This window comes from Shewanella sairae (assembly GCF_023283535.1).
In the GTDB taxonomy this organism is placed as follows: Bacteria; Pseudomonadota; Gammaproteobacteria; order Enterobacterales; family Shewanellaceae; genus Shewanella; species Shewanella sairae.
In genome coordinates, this window is record NZ_JAKILT010000051.1 from 26086 (window position 1) to 42982 (window position 16897).

The 16897-nt window shown below is 41.7% G+C and carries 12 protein-coding genes; 2 read left to right on the plus strand and 10 right to left on the minus strand.

All coding sequences use genetic code 11. From position 1 onward, the window contains the following. Positions 1-102 precede the first annotated feature (102 nt). The 5 genes from L2748_RS18115 to L2748_RS18135 form a co-directional block, all read right to left on the minus strand. Positions 103-411 (minus strand): hypothetical protein, encoded by a 309-nt coding sequence (locus L2748_RS18115; RefSeq protein ID WP_220781561.1) that lies wholly within the window; start codon positions 409-411, stop codon positions 103-105. A 126-nt stretch (positions 412-537) separates the two neighbouring features. Then, positions 538-1197 (minus strand): 3'-5' exonuclease, encoded by a 660-nt coding sequence (locus tag L2748_RS18120; RefSeq protein WP_220781560.1) that lies wholly within the window; start codon positions 1195-1197, stop codon positions 538-540. Between the two features lie 173 nt (positions 1198-1370). Further along, the gene (locus tag L2748_RS18125; RefSeq protein WP_246616171.1) at positions 1371-2492 is read right to left on the minus strand and encodes an HlyD family secretion protein; all 1122 of its coding nucleotides are present in this window, start codon (positions 2490-2492) and stop codon (positions 1371-1373) included. Positions 2493-2648: 156 nt separating this feature from the next. Continuing rightward, the gene (locus L2748_RS18130) at positions 2649-4478 is read right to left on the minus strand and encodes a phytase (protein WP_220781559.1); all 1830 of its coding nucleotides are present in this window, start codon (positions 4476-4478) and stop codon (positions 2649-2651) included. A gap of 10 nt (positions 4479-4488) precedes the next feature. Then, on the minus strand, positions 4489-7227 hold the full coding sequence (locus L2748_RS18135) for a TonB-dependent receptor (protein ID WP_220781558.1): 2739 nt from the start codon (positions 7225-7227) through the stop codon (positions 4489-4491). Between the two features lie 421 nt (positions 7228-7648). On the opposite strand from L2748_RS18135, the gene L2748_RS18140 reads away from it, so the two are divergent. Together L2748_RS18140 and L2748_RS18145 are read left to right on the plus strand one after the other, a co-directional pair. After that, positions 7649-8536, plus strand: coding sequence for a GGDEF domain-containing protein (locus L2748_RS18140; RefSeq protein ID WP_220781557.1), 888 nt, complete (start codon positions 7649-7651; stop codon positions 8534-8536). Further along, positions 8537-9559, plus strand: coding sequence for a helix-turn-helix transcriptional regulator (locus L2748_RS18145; RefSeq protein WP_220781556.1), 1023 nt, complete (start codon positions 8537-8539; stop codon positions 9557-9559). Between the two features lie 88 nt (positions 9560-9647). Here L2748_RS18145 and L2748_RS18150 read toward each other — a convergent pair whose 3' ends face one another. From L2748_RS18150 to L2748_RS18170, 5 genes are all read right to left on the minus strand, one after another. Then, positions 9648-10562 (minus strand): NYN domain-containing protein, encoded by a 915-nt coding sequence (locus tag L2748_RS18150; RefSeq protein WP_220781555.1) that lies wholly within the window; start codon positions 10560-10562, stop codon positions 9648-9650. A 46-nt stretch (positions 10563-10608) separates the two neighbouring features. Beyond that, on the minus strand, positions 10609-12069 hold the full coding sequence (locus tag L2748_RS18155; RefSeq protein ID WP_220781554.1) for a helix-turn-helix domain-containing protein: 1461 nt from the start codon (positions 12067-12069) through the stop codon (positions 10609-10611). Positions 12070-12624: 555 nt separating this feature from the next. Continuing rightward, on the minus strand, positions 12625-14190 hold the full coding sequence (locus L2748_RS18160) for a TnsD family Tn7-like transposition protein (RefSeq protein WP_220781553.1): 1566 nt from the start codon (positions 14188-14190) through the stop codon (positions 12625-12627). A 102-nt stretch (positions 14191-14292) separates the two neighbouring features. Further along, positions 14293-15714, minus strand: coding sequence for an ATP-binding protein (locus L2748_RS18165; protein WP_220781552.1), 1422 nt, complete (start codon positions 15712-15714; stop codon positions 14293-14295). Then, on the minus strand, positions 15711-16754 hold the full coding sequence (locus L2748_RS18170; RefSeq protein ID WP_248957723.1) for a hypothetical protein: 1044 nt from the start codon (positions 16752-16754) through the stop codon (positions 15711-15713). Before L2748_RS18170 ends, L2748_RS18165 begins: the two co-directional genes overlap by 4 nt. Between the last annotated feature and the right edge of the window lie 143 nt (positions 16755-16897).

The following is a 16897-nucleotide window of genomic DNA, read 5'->3' on the forward strand; positions in this document are numbered from 1 at the left end:
ATGTGCAGCGACAAAAGAGTTGGCCCGTAAGAAGAAAACGAGACAATAAAGTTGGCCCGTTAGCAGTCTCACTGTACCGCATTTAATTGTTTTATTACTTTTCTAATCTTCGTTCACAAAACTTTCCAACTCCTGCCAGCTAACCCCGTCACCACTCCTAATAAACATTACTCTAACCATTCCTGCGAAATCACCACTTTCATTCCCCAAACTCAGAATTAATTTCCCAAAAAATCTAGCACTTATATCATCCTCGGCTCCAGCAAAAGCATCGATAGCAAGCCTAGCTGTTTTAGCAATATTAGCTCTTGATTGAAATAAACTCGGTCTATCGAGGCCGCAAGTTCTTATAGTTTCCTTTCCAAATTCACTATTTTCAAAAGGTTCAACTAAGCCAACATCGTTAAGCAATTGAGTCTCGGGTTTATTGGGTGTAAAAAGTGTGGAATTTCTTATTTTTTGGGTGCAAAAAGTGTGGAGACTCAGCTTTATTTTTCATCAATACCTTAGCGCCTAAGGACATTCAATAAAAAATACTCACCTTTCAATCAAGTTGTTTTCGCCAAAAATAAATGAAAGTAGCTTTACTGTATTCAGAGCATCACTTAACGCTCTGTGGTGAGTACCTTCAATACTAATACCTGATATCTCTAAGGCTTTCTTTAGCCCTATCTGAGGCTTAATCCTTTGAGTTTTAGCGAAGGCTTTCTTCAAATTAACTACAGTTGAAGGCTTATATTCTGGAAGTCTATGAAAATCACAATCTATGTTTATCTGTGTTAAATCATAAGATCCCCAAGAACAAAAAACATAGTCATTATCTGCAGGCAACCACGTCTCAAACAGCCGGAAAGCCTGACTAAAAATATCTTGGTTAGCTAGAAGTGATTGTGGTATTCCCGTAAAGTTAGTACAAAACGCGCTCAGTTCTGGATGCCTTACAGGGTGCACTAACCTATTGAACTCTTTAACTATACATAGAGTATCTGTGGAAACTAACACTGCTCCAATTTCTATTGTCTCCCTTTCGTTGGCGGGAACGGAGCCGTCTTCTGTGCAGGTATGCTCTATATCTATAATGAGTAGATACTTATGCTGGCTCAGCAGTCCTCTTAGGCCACCTCTTGTATATTCAAACTCCAATGCAAACACCTGTAATGTCGCTATATGAATAACTAAAGATACTCGCTGTTCCATGCCACTTCAATCTACACTGAAAATGGTTACTTATAGTCTATTGCAGTTAAAAAGAGACCATCCCCCCTAACGCAACAAAACTTGTGTTATCAGACTAGGGAGGTAGGCAACCAAAAAGCGTTAAATATCATACTCATTACTACTAAAAGCTCACATGGTTAATTAGAGTTACTTCAAAACGTGAATCTATCAGCATCCAAAAAGTCTGTTCTACTTCTAACCTTAAATTCAACTCTACGATAGTCTGACCTGCGATATGCAGCATTAACTCTATCGCAATAATTCCCCTCACTAAGATCGACTCTCTGAGGGTTTAAAAATATGCCAATGACTGGAGATAAAGCACAATGCTTATTACTGACAGTACACTTTTTACAATCTCTATCAGTTGAGGTAAGAGCCGGAAATCGCATTGAACCAAATGACTTTATTCCCATAATCCCTTGAGTGATTTCCACTGAATCATTCAAAAATGCAATAACAGGCGCATACTCTTTTTCCTGTAATTGTCTAAACCCCTCTGCAACATCTCTAAACTTTGCTTTCTTAGGTTCTCCAGTCGAATAAAGTAACCTTTTCTCTAAACGCGTCATTATTGAATTTAGTATTGCATCAAACAAACTTTGATCCGCTCTAAAGTAATCAGCAACAAAAAACCTTAACTTGGCTGTTGCTAATTCCAAAAGGCAAGGGGTTGTATAACTATGAAAAATATCATCAGAATATAGGTTCATCTCTTTATGCTTGGCCTCAGCCACTGCGTGATTGGGAGGGAGATATCCTCTTATAATCTGACGGAAAGCACCATTATTTTCGATGCGATTTGATGTATTCATTATGAACAGTGGCGTGTGATGCACACCGCAAACAATGTCGTAATACCAACTTGATTTGAAGTATCCATAACCATATTTAGAAAGACTATCTTTTAGGCACTCGATACAAAATTTGGCTTTGAATTTCTTTCGTAGAAAAGACGCTTTGGCCCCTGACACTTTTGCTCTAGCGGCAGCAATTTCTTCTTCACGCGCCCCTTTTAATAACTTCTCATAATTGGCGTTAGCCTGCGCGACATGGGCTAATGCCTTAGTCACATGTGCTTTTTGCAAGGTGTCATCCAGTTGAACTAGCACCTCGCCTTTACTGACCATACTGCCTTGGGCTACAGGCAAAGCCACCACAACTTCGTTAGTCGTTGCCGTGAGTGCAATACGTTGTCGCTCAAGGCTTCCTAACGCCATCGACGGTGCACCGATATCGCAAGCCACTAGCAAAAATAAAACAGAAATAATCAATAGTATGCGCTCAGTTACCATCCCTTTGAACTTGTACAAAACCGCTGTTTATCTATCCAAGATACGCTTAATTAGTAATGAATCAAGTCATATCCAATAACTGCGTTTAGCGATTAAGTGGCAATAAAAAAGAGCACCTAAGTGCTCTTTTTACATTCATTTGAGTTCGAGTAGCTGGCTGATTTCGCTCCAAGGCACCCACTTAAAGTTTTGGTTTTGATCAGGCATTCGATTACGACCATCTTGCACCACCATCATACCTTGCGCCCAACGACCATTGCCCACAGCTTGCGAAGTGACATCTAGGCCATCGGTTTCGGCGCTGCCATCGTGCCCTTCGCTACCATTAACGCCAATGCGAAAACGACCGACATACTCATAAGGTGCTTGGCTTTGGTATAGCAAATAGCTGTCGTTGCCTTGGCTAGACACAACTAAGTAATCATCGTAACCGGTTTGGTATAAAGCAACGCCTTCAATATCTGCCACCAATGGTCCGCCTTCTTGAATAATCATTTCACCGTTAATTTGCGGATAGCTAGCAGAGGTATCGCCAGCAAGATCAAACAGCCAAATACCACGATTCTCTTCACCTAGAAACAACCGTTGCTGTTTATCGTCAGCCACACAACCTTCGGGCTGACTAGGTACAGTGAGACGGCGAACTTCGGTTGCAGTTAATTGACCACCTTGCCAGCGAAGCGCCATTTGACTGACTTCTCCAGCCTTATTATTAACAAAGGCATACAGCTCATCAGCATGTGGTTGATACAAGCATAAGCCGTAAATATCGGTTAAAGGCGTAGCTTGCTCCGCTAATTGAGTCAGTTCGCCTTCAGGGTTTAACTCAAACAAACTCAAGCTATTACGGTCTCTATTGCTTGCCACCGCAATATCTCTAGGCTTGCCACCTAAGTTAACGCCTTGGCGGATATCAACATTATTCACCCGGCCAACTCCCAAGGCTTGAACTTGTTCGCCTTGCATATTAAAACTGAGTAAGCCCCAACGCTTGTTGGTACCTAAAATTAGGCTTTTTTCTGGTGCCGTTGGATGAACCCAAATTGCTGGGTCATCCATGGTGTCGCCAGCTCTATCAGAGATGGCACTTTCAACTGCAGTTGGCACCTCTTTAATCAATTCTGCAGCGGCTTTTTCAGTCGTAACACTATCGAGCCATTGCCCTTGATAAAAGCGGTCATATTCATCGGAATACGCTTTAATTTGCTCGCCGGTAACGTAAACACTTTCCAGGCTTAAGTCTGCAGCAAAAGGCGAATTTAACTTGGCCCCCAGCTGATTATAAAGCTGACCCGATTCATCTAGCATAACTGGCGAGTCAGATACTAACGTCAGCCCAGACAAGGCATTATCCGCTAAACTGACGACTAACTCAGACTCATCAGGGCTGTTAGGCGCAGCAGGGTAACGCCATAGCCCTTGGCCATTATCGATGACATACAGCTGCTCATGACTGTCGACGCTACATTTTAAGGCGCCCATAGCAACAGACAACGTACGTACCAATTGCGGCTGCCACTGTTGTTTGGTGGTTAATAACCATTGTTCAGCGTGGCCTGCATCATCACCAATCCACGCGTATAGATTTTGGTCAGCAAGCCGTGGTTGCAAGCACAACCATTCCACTTGAAAGCTGCGCTTAGGTAGCAAGGGGAAACGCTGCATATTGCCCATATCGAGTTTAATCCCCTGAACTTGGTCGACTTGGGTGTCGTAGGTCAAGGCAATATCTTGGTAAACCGCTAAGTACTCAAACTGGCCCGGAACTAAAGTCGTTAGCTGTTGCTTATCGGCAAAGACAAGCCCGTTTTTCTCACTGGCATATAACCATTTTTGTTGCCATTTGGCGGTTTCACTGCCACCAGCAAGTTGTGGTCCCATCTCCGCACTTGGAGCCGCACAGCCCACAGAGCTCAGCAGACTGAAGCCTAGCACCGAACTCACGCAAATATGTTTAAAAGTCATTGGCTAGTCCTTAGAAATTAATGTACTGGATACCCAGCTGGAAGGTACGGCCATACTCTTCATACTGTGCGTTGTAACGGTTTTGCCCGGTATAGGCATAAAATGGCTCATCACTCAGATTGATTGCTTTAAAGTAGACGGTGAGATCTTCCGTGATAAACCCCTTGGCAACAAAGTCATATTGCGTGTGTGCATCTTGGTAGATATCAAATGCAGCATCATCTAGTTCGGCAACTTCTAACAGATACTCAGATTTATAGGATGCAGAGAATCGAAAGCTGACATACGGGTTTTCATAGCCAAATGATGCGTTGGCTGACACTTCTGATTGGCTAGGCAGCGGAACATCGCGGGTCTGAGTGCCTTCATCTTGCCAATTAATTTCAGCGGTTGAATCACTCAGGGTTAAGTTGGTGGTAAATATCAACCCACGCCAGCCTTCTGGCATAAAGCCAAACTCTTGCACATATGCCAGCTCCATACCGAGAATGTTGGCATCATCACCGTTGACGAAAGTTTCAGCTTTATCAAAGTCTTGATATTTGCCGTAGCCACCTAAGTCAGCCTCATAAATAAAGTGGCTAATATCTTTATAAAAACCGCTGACTGACACGACGCCTAAACCGCCCATGTAGTGCTCAATGCTGACATCCCAGTTCATTGACTCCAAGGCTTGAAGATCTGGATTACCAAATGCCGCTTCGAGCTCGTCATCCTTTTGCTCAATCAAGTAGCCCGGTGCAAGCTGACCAAATGTCGGTCTCACTATGGTGTTGTTCCAAGAAGCCCTCACTACCGTTTGTTCGCCCCATTTATAGTTAAGGTGTAAACCCGGTAACCAGTGTTGGTAGTCTCTATCGTAGGTAGTTGCCAAGAAGTCATCTAGGCTTTCATCAAAGCCAGTGCCTTTAGAATACATATCGGTATGTTCAAAGCGCACCCCCGCTAAAATCCGTAAATTGTCGATATCGATATGGCCCATTACATAGGCTGCGGCAATATCTTCATCAATATCAAAATCATTAATTTGCGATTCAATATCGTCTATCGCCGCATCACTATCTAAGCTATTGACTAAGTCCCATATGGCATTAGCGTTAATTGATGGTCCGAACCGGCCTAAGTTATAGTCTGGCTCTGCACCGGCAAAGGCCGCCATATTAAGTTGTTGCTCACTAAAACCTAGCTCGTCAAAGTCTTTGTAGATCCATACATCTTCACGATTGCTTTTCTCTCGGCTGCTATATTTAGCACCAAACTTCAGCTCTAACGGGCGAGCATTAATTAAAAAGGTTTTACTAGCATCAAACTTACCCGACACCATGCTATCGTCGGTGCTTGAGTCTGCTATTTCTATCTTATTAAGCTGGTACTCATCAGCGCTATAAAAAGCTTCAGAGGCTGCAATATTAGGCACTTTTGAATCTTGATAACCCACCTCATCAAAGCCCGCTTCAAAGTCAGCCTTGCCAATATACATCGGCTTATCTGCTTTAGCGCGACTCCAACTCGCTTGGTAATTTAAGATCCATTTATCAAAACGTGACTCACCACCAAACACCAATGAAATTATCGACTGGTCTTCTTCACGAGATTTTAGTGAGCGTGTCGCTTCTGCAGGGCTAAGCTGCTCAGGCAAGGTCGCTGTATCCCACTTAATTTCATTCGAATTACGGGTTTCTGAGTCGACAAAGCTGCTATATAAAGTACGCAAATACAGGTCATTATTATCGTTTGGACGATAATCAAAGTTGGCGCCAATACCCACTCTCTCACGATTAATGGCGTAATCTCTTTGCTCTACCTCTTCTAAACGAGCCGGTTCATCAAAGCTCCACTTGCCTCCAGTCTCGACATTATCAGAGCCAAAGTCCCTGTCGTACCAACTTGCGGCAATGGCAACACCGAGTTTTTCTTGGTAAATATCGCTAAAACTGGCGGCTAACTTAGGGTTGGTACTTTCGGTCATCGCATCATAACTGCCCTCGGCACTAACATTGACGTACCTTTCATCTCGGTCAAAAGCAGATAAACTTTTAACTTCAATCGCGCCACCAAGTGAGTCGGCATCCATATCAGGAGTTAAAGTTTTAGTCACTTCCACCGATTGCAGCAGATCTGCTGGTACCACATCTAAAGCAACTGCACGACGATCACTGTCGGGCGAAGGTAAACGGGTACCATTCATCGATACAGAGTTGTAATCAGGTGCCATACCGCGCACTCGCACAAAACGCCCCTCGCCTTGGTCTCGCTCAATCGACACCCCAGGTACTCGTTGCAGCGCTTCACTAATATTGGTGTCGGGGAAATTGCCCAGTGCGTCAGCACTTAATACACTCACCAAATTATCCGCAGCCCGCTGGCGATTTAGCGATTTACTCAGTGCACCGCGTTGACCAATCACTTGAATATGCTCAACACCGTCGCCCCCCAGTTCAATTGCTGTCTGAGTAAGGCTAATTTCACCCACTTGGATCTGCTCTCTATAGGTCTCACCACCAAGATATTGCGCAATTAGGGTGTAGCGTCCCTCTGGCACTTCTTGAAAAAAGAAGCGCCCATCTCGATTAGACTCTTGCTTTAGATTCAGCTCTTCAATGCTGATCATGGCTCCCTCTAGTGGGATTTGAGTGGTGATATCTTTAATTGAGCCCTCAACTCTGCCAGCCCACGATGTATTAGGCATACATAAGCTAGAGGCGAAAAGTGCTAAGTAAAGCGGTGAAAGCGAGCCAGGCTGCTTCATGGTTTCCGTTCCTATTCTGCTAAAGGTGATTTGCAGACAAAACTAGAATAGATAGATGACATTTACATGACGGAGAAATTTACCACCATTTAAAATCAACAGCTTACATAACAACTTGAAAAGAAGTGAGCTTGAATACCTGTACTTAACAGCGAACTGAACGCGATAGTACCTTTAGCCCTCTCTCAGTCAAAAACAACTCAAGCGACTGTTTTTAAAGAATATTGATTTAAGCTACATATTTGCTTTTCGTTGGTTTGTTGCAGAAAAAACGATTAATTGGCAGTGATTGGACTAATCCCTTGAGCTAATTTGACTGCTTTTGCATCATAAATTCGTCATCAAAATCACGTAGCGTGTTCTTTATATTGCAACAATTTTGCTATCAGCCGCGATAAACAGAGGTGTTATGGATAAAAAGATGGCGAACACTAGGCTATATCAAGCAGGTATCACAATTGCGGTAGCCTTTAGTGTATTACTGAGTGTTTGCTTAGCCCAAGCACAAACTAAGCCTTATCAGCTGATAGATGGCTTTGATATTGCGACCGAAGGCGCTCTCCTGTTACTAGGGTTAAGTTGGTTAACCTTAGTATTGCAGGCTCGTCCCGATGGCAACGTCACTCGCTTACTTATCGTCGGTTTACTTGGCTATAGCTTAGGCTGTTATATGGATTTACTGGATGAGTTTTTTATCAATAGCAGCTTACCCGGCTGGTTTAGTTGGCTAGAAAAACTGCCCACCCCCATAGGTTTGCTCACCTTAACCTTAGGTTTATGGCTTTGGCGTGAAGAGCAGAAAACCGTTAATGAGCAATTACGTACTAGAGAGCAATTTTTTCGTCAGCACCAATTGGTTGATCGGGTGACCAAAATATATGACTCGCGGGCAATTAGGCAGCAATTAAACCTGCTGATAAAGCGCGAGGAAAACTTGGGCTTAGTCATGCTAGATATCGACAATTTTGCCAAAGTGAACCAACAGCAAGGCTTTAAAGAAGGCGACATCTTGCTGACCAATATTGCCCAGCTGCTTGCCAGCCAACTTCGCTCACAAGATCTGGTATGCCGTTACGCCGGTGACAGCTTTATTGTGTTATTGCCAAAAGCCTCTGCGGCATTTAATCAGTCAATGGCTGATGAGCTCAAGCAAGCTATTTGTGGTCTAAATTGCCAAGCGAGCTGTGCCGTTTTTCACTATCAGAATAACCAATCAGACACCAAACTCAATGCCAGTCAGCTGATAGCTGAACTCACCAGCGAAATGGATAAAGTTAAGCAAGCCCGTGTTATGTCGAAGGTGAGTTAGGTGCAACGAGTCGCTTATGCTCAAGACAAATGCGTTGACAGTTCGCTATTGGTAGCGAGCTTGATTAGCCTATTTGAATATCGACAATTGGATATTAATCAACTATTGAGTGGCAGTGGCATTTTTGAGCAAGATCTTACCAAGCTAAACCACAAAATAAGCCCGATACAGCTGAGCCAGCTGATCGATAATGCCTTAGCGATATGGCCCGGTGACGATCTCGCCTTTTTACTGGGGCAGCAATGGCTGCCAAGCCAAAGTGGTAGTTTAACAAATGGGTTGTTATGCAGTGGTAACTTGCGCCAAATGCAAAATTTTTGGCAACGTTTTTATTGGCTGACTCAACCTTGGTTGCAAGGATCACACTGGCATACAGATAAGCAACAACACCTAATTTTTCAGCTTGATATCGGTCTTTTCCGTCAACGGCAGTTTTATATCGAACTTGCACTTTCCAGCTTAGTCTCTAGTTATAAACGTTTGGCCAATACGCCGTGGCAAGGAGCCTTCTACTTACCTTTTGCTGAACCTAAACATATCGACCAGTACCAAAAATATTTGGGAAAGCACCTCAGTTTTAATCAACCGCTATGTGTGTTGAGTTATGATCAAGCGCTTAATGACGTGCCCTTTACCATAGCAGATCAACACGGTTTTGCTTTAGCCCAGAGGCAAGCAGAACAACTGCAACAGCAAGCACAATATACCATTGGCTTGCCCGCACTGATCCGCAACATGCTCACTCAAGAAAGTAAGCAGCAATACACGCTACCCGATATCGCTGACCTACTATCACTAAGTCCTGCCACCCTAAAGCGGCGCTTAAAGCCATTTAATATCAGTTTTCAACAACTGCAAGATCAAGCTAATCTGCATAATGCCATCTACTTATTAGCGGTAACGGGTGAAACTAATCTACAAGTCGCGCAACAACTAAAGTTTGCCGATAGCAATAACTTCAGGCGCTCTTTCAAACGCTGGACAGGGCTGTTACCCAGCCAATTTAGGTGCTGGTTAAGCTAGAGAAATAACTCGTTTGTGTGGTGACAATAGAGTTGGCCCATAAGAAGAAAACGAGCCAATAAAGTTGGCCCGTTAACCTGCTTTGCTTCTACTTTTTCAATTTCACATTACTGACTGTTGGGCATTGACCATCTGATAAATCCGTTTGTGCCCCTGCGCTTGGTACTTTAAAGCAAACTCTTGCGCCTACATGTAAGTGAGCAATATTCATCACTTCGCTAAAGCTAAAGTGAAAATCACCATGATTTGAAGTAATAAAGCCAAACTCTCTACTGGTATCCATTTTACGAATAACACCTTCCAAACGAGCACCTGCTTGTGAAGCTATATTTGAGTGCATCGCAATGAAGCATCTATCGCTCCGCTCATCTACTATTTTGAAAAGCTCTGCTTTATCTTTAATTAGTTTCTTTAAGCTTACGAAACTATAGTTTCTAGGGTCAAAGGATGAGTCAAACATTTTGAGCATCTTCCCCATATCACCTAGATAGACAGGTTCATTGCTTTCAGCACATCTCAAATAGGAATCAACCAACAGCACGTTTAAATCTTGGTGACTTAAACGTACTGTAGAATCTGAAAGGTTCTTCGTAAACACAAAGTTATGGCAAGCTTTTCTGAATCTTTCAGGAGTATTTTCCTTACCAATAGCCATCACATGTAGGCCTTTCTCACGAACTCGTTGTGCTAGACTATAAAACCCACCGTCACTTGATACGATGCATATTCCATTAATTCTGTGGTTATTACTGATCAACTCAATTGCATCCATAACTAAAGCATGATCTGCAGCATCCTTACCATAATGGAATTGCTGTTTAGGGCTTGATGCAGTTTCATGAAGAACGTCTTGCCAGCCACTTTGTTGTCGGGATGTCCAATCAGCATAGACCCACTTAATCGCTACTGTGCCATATTTCTCAACTTCCTCAAGCATGGACGAATATTGAGCTTGCGAAGCATTTTCGCCGTCAACCAATACAGCAAAAGTTAAATCCATCATTTTTCACATTCCTTGTTAAATAAGCCTACCAAAGCAGGCTTCCAAATTAATAAACGGCTCTAATACCCGGAACTCTATAACCATTTTGGCTTAGAGCGCTTTTGATTTTTGACAGCAAAGCGGGAAGTTGCTCAGTCCAATTCAAACTTTCAGCCTCAATCTTAATATGCTCTATAAGCTCTATTGCTGAAAGTTGATTTGAGAGCAAAGTGACTTGACGATTCAGCTCTTTACATGGGAATACTATAAGGTAAACAAACTTTCTTGAATTTAATTCATGGATAGTAAGCTGACCATCGCCGAGCGCTTCAGAATGAAAGACTTTTCCACAAACTTGCACAGTTTCTTCATCAACGTCGTACTCTAATCCAGTAGCCCACAGCTCGAATGCTTCACTTAGATTAATTTCATAAGGGGGAGTATTTATATCACGAAAAACTTTCCTAACCATTCCACCAAATAACTCTTGCCCGTAAGAGCCCCATGATGGAAGGCTCCTAGGATCAGTAATTTTTATGTCCTTAATTTTAGTTAAACAATCCTTTTTGAATAACCCTTTCAATCTGAATCTTTGTTGCTTATCCAGCTGATTTTCTTCAAAACTATTTTGATATAATTCCAGTTTTTCTAAAAGTCGTTTAGCATGCTCTGCTGGCGCCAAAACTTGATCTGATTCACTAGAATTTAGGTAGTCTTCTTGCTTATAGTCACTAACTAAAGATGGTAAATTCAAAACATGAGCAGCTTCTCGACATACATTTACAAGTTCAGTCTTCCCATATTCATAGCTGCTAATATGTGCATCTTCATTTTCTTGCTCATATCTTGGCTTAATGTAACGAATTAATGCATCTTCTATTTCAGCCGCTTGATCTGACAGGCCTTCAACTGAAGGTAATGAGTTCAGAATTCGAACCGTCCAGTGCTTAAGCTCTTCATCCCTTTCAGTCTGTCTATCAAACTGTTTTTTCCTCTCAGCTTGATAAGTGTCTAAGCTTTCTCTCACCCTTTCTGCAATAACTTTACTTCTCTTAAAAGTAGTAACAGGAGAGTTATAGGTATTGAATGAACGATATGCTTCACCATTTTCGTCCAACTGTTCCAATACCTGATGATGCTGTTTTGCTATAGTGTCAATATCATCATCACCAAGAGGGTAGCGGCCTTCTTTCGTTTGTTCTGATTCAGCAACTAGACCAGTCATAAGCACTAACTGCTCCCAATCACTCGGTAATATCGGTCTAGCCTCTCGAAAGACGGTATAATTATAAAACCTATCCCCCGGCAACCTAGGTGACAACAGACTTATTAAAGGCTCTAGGTCACTAACTTTTGCCCTACCTTTTCCCGACTTTAACTGGCTCACATAAGATTGGGACCAACCCAGTATCTCACCGATCTTAGTAATGCTAATACCAGACCGCTCAGCTAATTCAATAACTTCTTTGGTATACGGATGCTTTTCTGAAGCATCTATGGGAAATAGAATTTCATTTTTATTATCCATTTAAGTTCTCACATGGTTCCATTAATTTATGGGTATCTTTGCACATAAAAACCGCAAAACAAAGCTCCCAATAACTTATAAATTACTTATACCGAACCAATTAATTACTTAATATACATAAAGATAACAAAGGAATTTACTTATACTACGAATATCTAGCCTGTCTTTAGAAGTTAAATCTAACTCACTAACAGCGATAAAAGACTAAAAAAATCAAGATACATACATAGACCCAACAAAAAGATCATGCCCTAGTTATAAAATGCTTATATAACACCTATAAAAGGCTTATATAGTACTTATGCGCACCTTGGGGGGGATAGTAAAGCCACAGATTATTTGAATAACAATGTTAAAAATCGATAGCACCAACATAGTTAAGATGTCTCCGAAGTTAAGGATGGTAACCCCTTAGAACAGTTGAGACTTCATTGAGTTTTACTTAGCCAAAAATATGAGGTGTTACCTGCGCAGAAAACGATATACAGATGAGTTAAAAATTGAAGCTGTTAAACAAATCAGAAGTGTAAAAGCAAAGAGTATCGACACTTCCAACTATTTGCCTTCGTATAAGCTCTGATACTTCATCAATGATTTTGGGAGCTTATGCTTATTTTTAGTAAACCAACCATGCCCACCTAGCAGTAGATCAAGTTGTGTTCGTGATAACCTATTGTGGTGCTTTCTCATAAGAGAGCTGACTTCAGTTACTAATAGTAAGTCTCTTTGATGCCAATCCACTCTAGGCTTAATTACAGGCCTTTTAGCTTTTGGTAGATTTGCCTCTAACCATTGCTTTTCATATGTATACAACCAAAAAAATGCAGCATTGCATGAAGACTTTATCTGCTGCCGAATGGCACTTGGTTTTTTCTGGATAAACCGGATTATTTGTAGTTTATATTTTCTCCTTTTAGATTCATGCCTGCATTGCTTACGCCATTGAACCAGCACTGGTGATGTTGATATTTGTTGTTCTACACTTCCAACCGACAAACAAACTCGTGCAGCAATGACTTTACGATGAAAGCCCTTTTTGCCGAGGAACATGATCTTTGCCTTCATGCTCTGCGTTATCTGTTTAGGTTTAAGGTTAACGGGTATATCAAACCTTAATGCGAGAGCTTTTATGAAACATCGACTTTTACCCGCTAGCCGACTAACACTAGCCATCGACTCACCTTGATGCAGTAATTCTATGCACTTATTTTCTAGCAAATGTTTAAGATCTTCATTTTTTGAAACTGATACTACCTGCTCAGTTGACTCCGTCTGCAGTGATAACCAAAAACCTAACACAAGGTACTTTAATGGCTGCTGAGCAACCTTTTCAGACAAGAGATAGGAAATGTAGCGATAGTCTGTATCTGATTCAGGCAACCAGTCCTGTGAGTCATAACCGAGCTTTTGCGTAAATTGGTATAGCTCACTAAGTATAAGTTTCCTTCGGTAATACCCCTTCCGAGTAACATAGCCAAGTTTATAAAGCTGATTTTTAATATCACTCAATTCAAACGGCTTATTAGTCTGGCTTACCTTTTGTAATAGATCATATGAATACAGAGCAAAATCACGACTAAAAACACTGCTTCGAATAGGTTTTCCCCCCAAAGGTGGAAGCAAGCTAAGGCTTAACCTAGAGCGCCCCTTTAATGGAAAGTGAACCAACTTTACTTGATGACTTGAACATGACTCTATACCGGGAATTTGATGACTCCGATGCCAATAGGGCACCCCAAAATTTTCAGCATCTGCTTTTGCGCACGCAGGACAATACTTGATCGAGAGAGACTCTTTTTCACGTACACAGACTAACTGACAAGCCCTTATGGCATCCGTTGCGTTGGTGGATATTAAGCCTAGTGAAATAGTAGATGCATGGGACGGCAAAAAATGAATAAACAGCGGAGCCAGCGTCTGTTCGTTTAGCAGTTCTGTAGCACTCTCCTGAGTTAATTGACTAAACTTATCTAGCCCTGCTGTTAAATAGGGGTGAATACTTACTTTATGACTATTCTGTGCAGTTAAAAGATAGTCAGCAGTAGTCATGCCACTCAAAGTAAAATGACGAATAATCCGACTAAACAAGATTTCATCAGGAAAAGTAGGAGGAATCAGCATCATCCCCCCTTCTAGCAAATCTAGTTACACCATGGCTAAATTTTAGACTAGATTCTACGAGTTGTAGAATTAACAGGGTTAATAACTCTGTACTCTGCGCCACTAAAGCAGCTCAGTTAACGGATCATCAAGTATCAACTTTTGCAGCCTTAAAAAACGAATGGGGTCTTTTGAGTCCCCAGCTTGCTGAAATACATCAGGATCTTTTATCCTATCACCAATATCAACGGCCCCAAGCAATTCAATTAAACGAGAGGTAAACTCTGGGTGTTGTGGTTTAGTAATATCTCCAGTTTTATCGACAGTAAACAGCTGTGATGATGTATCGACTTTTTTAATACGTCTTTGTTTCCCACTCGGTAATGCAACCACAGTTTTTAACTCATTAACCTCATTAGTTTGCCGTGATAAACCACATGCCACAGCATTACCAGCTTCAAGAGTCGACACGGTGATCCTTTCATCTGCACAGCCAATCACTAATCGTTGCGCTTCTCTATAGGTACGACTTGCCATATCGATATTGCCAACGGACAGCCTATGAAGAGCCTCATTTAAATCTTGGTTGAGTTCTGTGTACACATTCGTCCACTGATAATTCCAAAGCTGAGCAATGAATGCATTCCACGAAGCACTCTCCTTGCTAAGAACCGACATAGTATGATGATATCCACTTTCTGCTCGCCTAGCGGCTTTTAACTCTTTAATTAAGGTCTGATCAAAGGGAGGGTTAGCCACAAAGAAAAGAGGCACCCCAAGTTTATTTACCAATCTATGTAAAAACTTTAATAAGTTATTCTCGCCACCTGTTCGTTTAAACTGCAGGTTTTGCATTTCATCAATAACCAACATTCCAAGAAAGCTGGATTTAATGCACTGTTCTAGCTGACGAACTAGCGCACCTATCGTTCCAGCTGGTTTTGTCTTTTCTCTGTCTAATGCCAAGTCTAACGAAGCTAAAATCTCTTCACACAAATCTCTAACGCTAGAATTACTGGGGCAGTCAACTTTAATCCAAACGACTTGTTTTCTTAGGTCTAATGATTGGCCTTTATATGAATCATGCTCAATGATGTTTGGAAAGTAACTAAGCACCTGTTCAAGCATCGATGTTTTTCCTACCCCGCTTTCTCCAATCAATGTTAAACCATCACCTTTAGGTTGAAAGAAGCCTGTTCTAGGAGCTATATCAGGCCTTTCATTCACTAAATAATGCAAATACTGTGAGGTTGTTGGACTTAATGGATTTTTGGCTGAGTAACCTTTTTTAATGGCTCTTTCTATCGCTCTAAAACACGCTTCATAGTCGGTCAATGGCTGCCTTAACTCTTCGATTCGATTCAAGTACTCATCACGAACTAAAGGGCTAGGATGCTCTGCAATTTCTTCAGCATAATCCGGATAGTTACTAAATACAGCCATTACCTCTTCCCAAGAACGCTTAGGGGGTAGGGCTTCAATTAATGGATTTCCTTGGTGCTCCGACAGGATTGCATCATGATAGATAGCCTTAACTGCGGTCATGATGGCTCTCCTTTTATTCTTCGTTTTCTACCAGCAGGGAGAGATACAACTTTGCTTACCACTGTTTTGGATTCTTGTATTGCAATGGTTTCTCCATTCCATTTACTGTCTTCAAGCATATTTGTTGTTGCTCTTAGCTCATCGGTGCGATGCTGACGGATGTTATTTATTTTTTGAGGGAAGCTCATGCTTGTAGAGTTCCTATTTCGTTTTTTTGCATCTAACGCCATCTTCTGGCGATACTTATGATCATCTATCGAAGCGACACTTATAGGAGATTGCTCTTTTTTTGAGGCGAGCCAATCTTGCATGAAATCAGATTCAGACATCGATTTACCGCTAAACATACGGCTACGAGGTAGAAGATAACAAAGCGTGAATCCATGATTTTTATCTAATCGCACATAGATATGGTTTGTCGTATTTTCATCAATCCTAGCTTCTAAGCGCCATTGACCAGATGCTCTTGCAACCGATGCAAAATTCCGGTCTTCAATTTCTCTGCAAGAATAATATAGCCCGTTAAAATGTATTCCACTTCGTGTCATACTTACTTTTGCGGGGGGAAGTAAGCGAGCTATAACTTCATCAGGAAGTGCGGCTTGAAGATCGTGTTTATGTTTAGCAACATGAACTTTCCAGTAGTTGATCGGTGTTGGAGGTAAGTCATTCTCGATTAAAAGTGGGCTTGAAAAGGCCAAGTCGTCAAAAATAGATCTATTATGTTCGAGAATGGCTTTTATTATTTCAGTAGTCACTTCTCTAAGAGTGTAGATGGCATCTTTTCTTGGGTCTCGACTCCCTCTAACAACACTGCCCCCTCTAGTCGTCCCCAAAAAGTCATGAATCAGCTCTTTATTCAAGATATCGAACCGCTTTTCAACAACCCCTTTACAATCAGGTCTGTAAGGAGGGGTAAAAGATAGTCTCGTCATTGGAGTAAGGGCTTTTTGTGCCTTTAAGCCAATCAATTCGCCATTATCACAAACCAGCTCCTTTGGAATATGCGAACAAGGCCACTCAGAATCGTGAATATCCACACCGAATTCTTTACAATAATCCGACTTAGGTAAAAAGCTATTTACTAATGCCTGTGTAGTGGTCAAGTAAAACTGGACACGGACTTGTACGTATTCCAAAATCTTCGTTCAGATTCATTTGGGGTCAAGCCGCCATTATAACT

Excerpts from the sequence above, each read along its gene's own strand:
- L2748_RS18120 (WP_220781560.1), bottom strand. The coding sequence starts at position 1,197 with ATGGAACAGCGAGTATCTTTAGTTATTCATATAGCGACATTACAGGTG.
- L2748_RS18130 (WP_220781559.1), bottom strand. The coding sequence starts at position 4,478 with ATGACTTTTAAACATATTTGCGTGAGTTCGGTGCTAGGCTTCAGTCTG.
- L2748_RS18135 (WP_220781558.1), bottom strand. The coding sequence starts at position 7,227 with ATGAAGCAGCCTGGCTCGCTTTCACCGCTTTACTTAGCACTTTTCGCC.
- L2748_RS18140 (WP_220781557.1), top strand. The coding sequence starts at position 7,649 with ATGGCGAACACTAGGCTATATCAAGCAGGTATCACAATTGCGGTAGCC.
- L2748_RS18150 (WP_220781555.1), bottom strand. The coding sequence starts at position 10,562 with ATGATGGATTTAACTTTTGCTGTATTGGTTGACGGCGAAAATGCTTCG.
- L2748_RS18155 (WP_220781554.1), bottom strand. The coding sequence starts at position 12,069 with ATGGATAATAAAAATGAAATTCTATTTCCCATAGATGCTTCAGAAAAG.
- L2748_RS18160 (WP_220781553.1), bottom strand. The coding sequence starts at position 14,190 with ATGCTGATTCCTCCTACTTTTCCTGATGAAATCTTGTTTAGTCGGATT.
- L2748_RS18165 (WP_220781552.1), bottom strand. The coding sequence starts at position 15,714 with ATGACCGCAGTTAAGGCTATCTATCATGATGCAATCCTGTCGGAGCAC.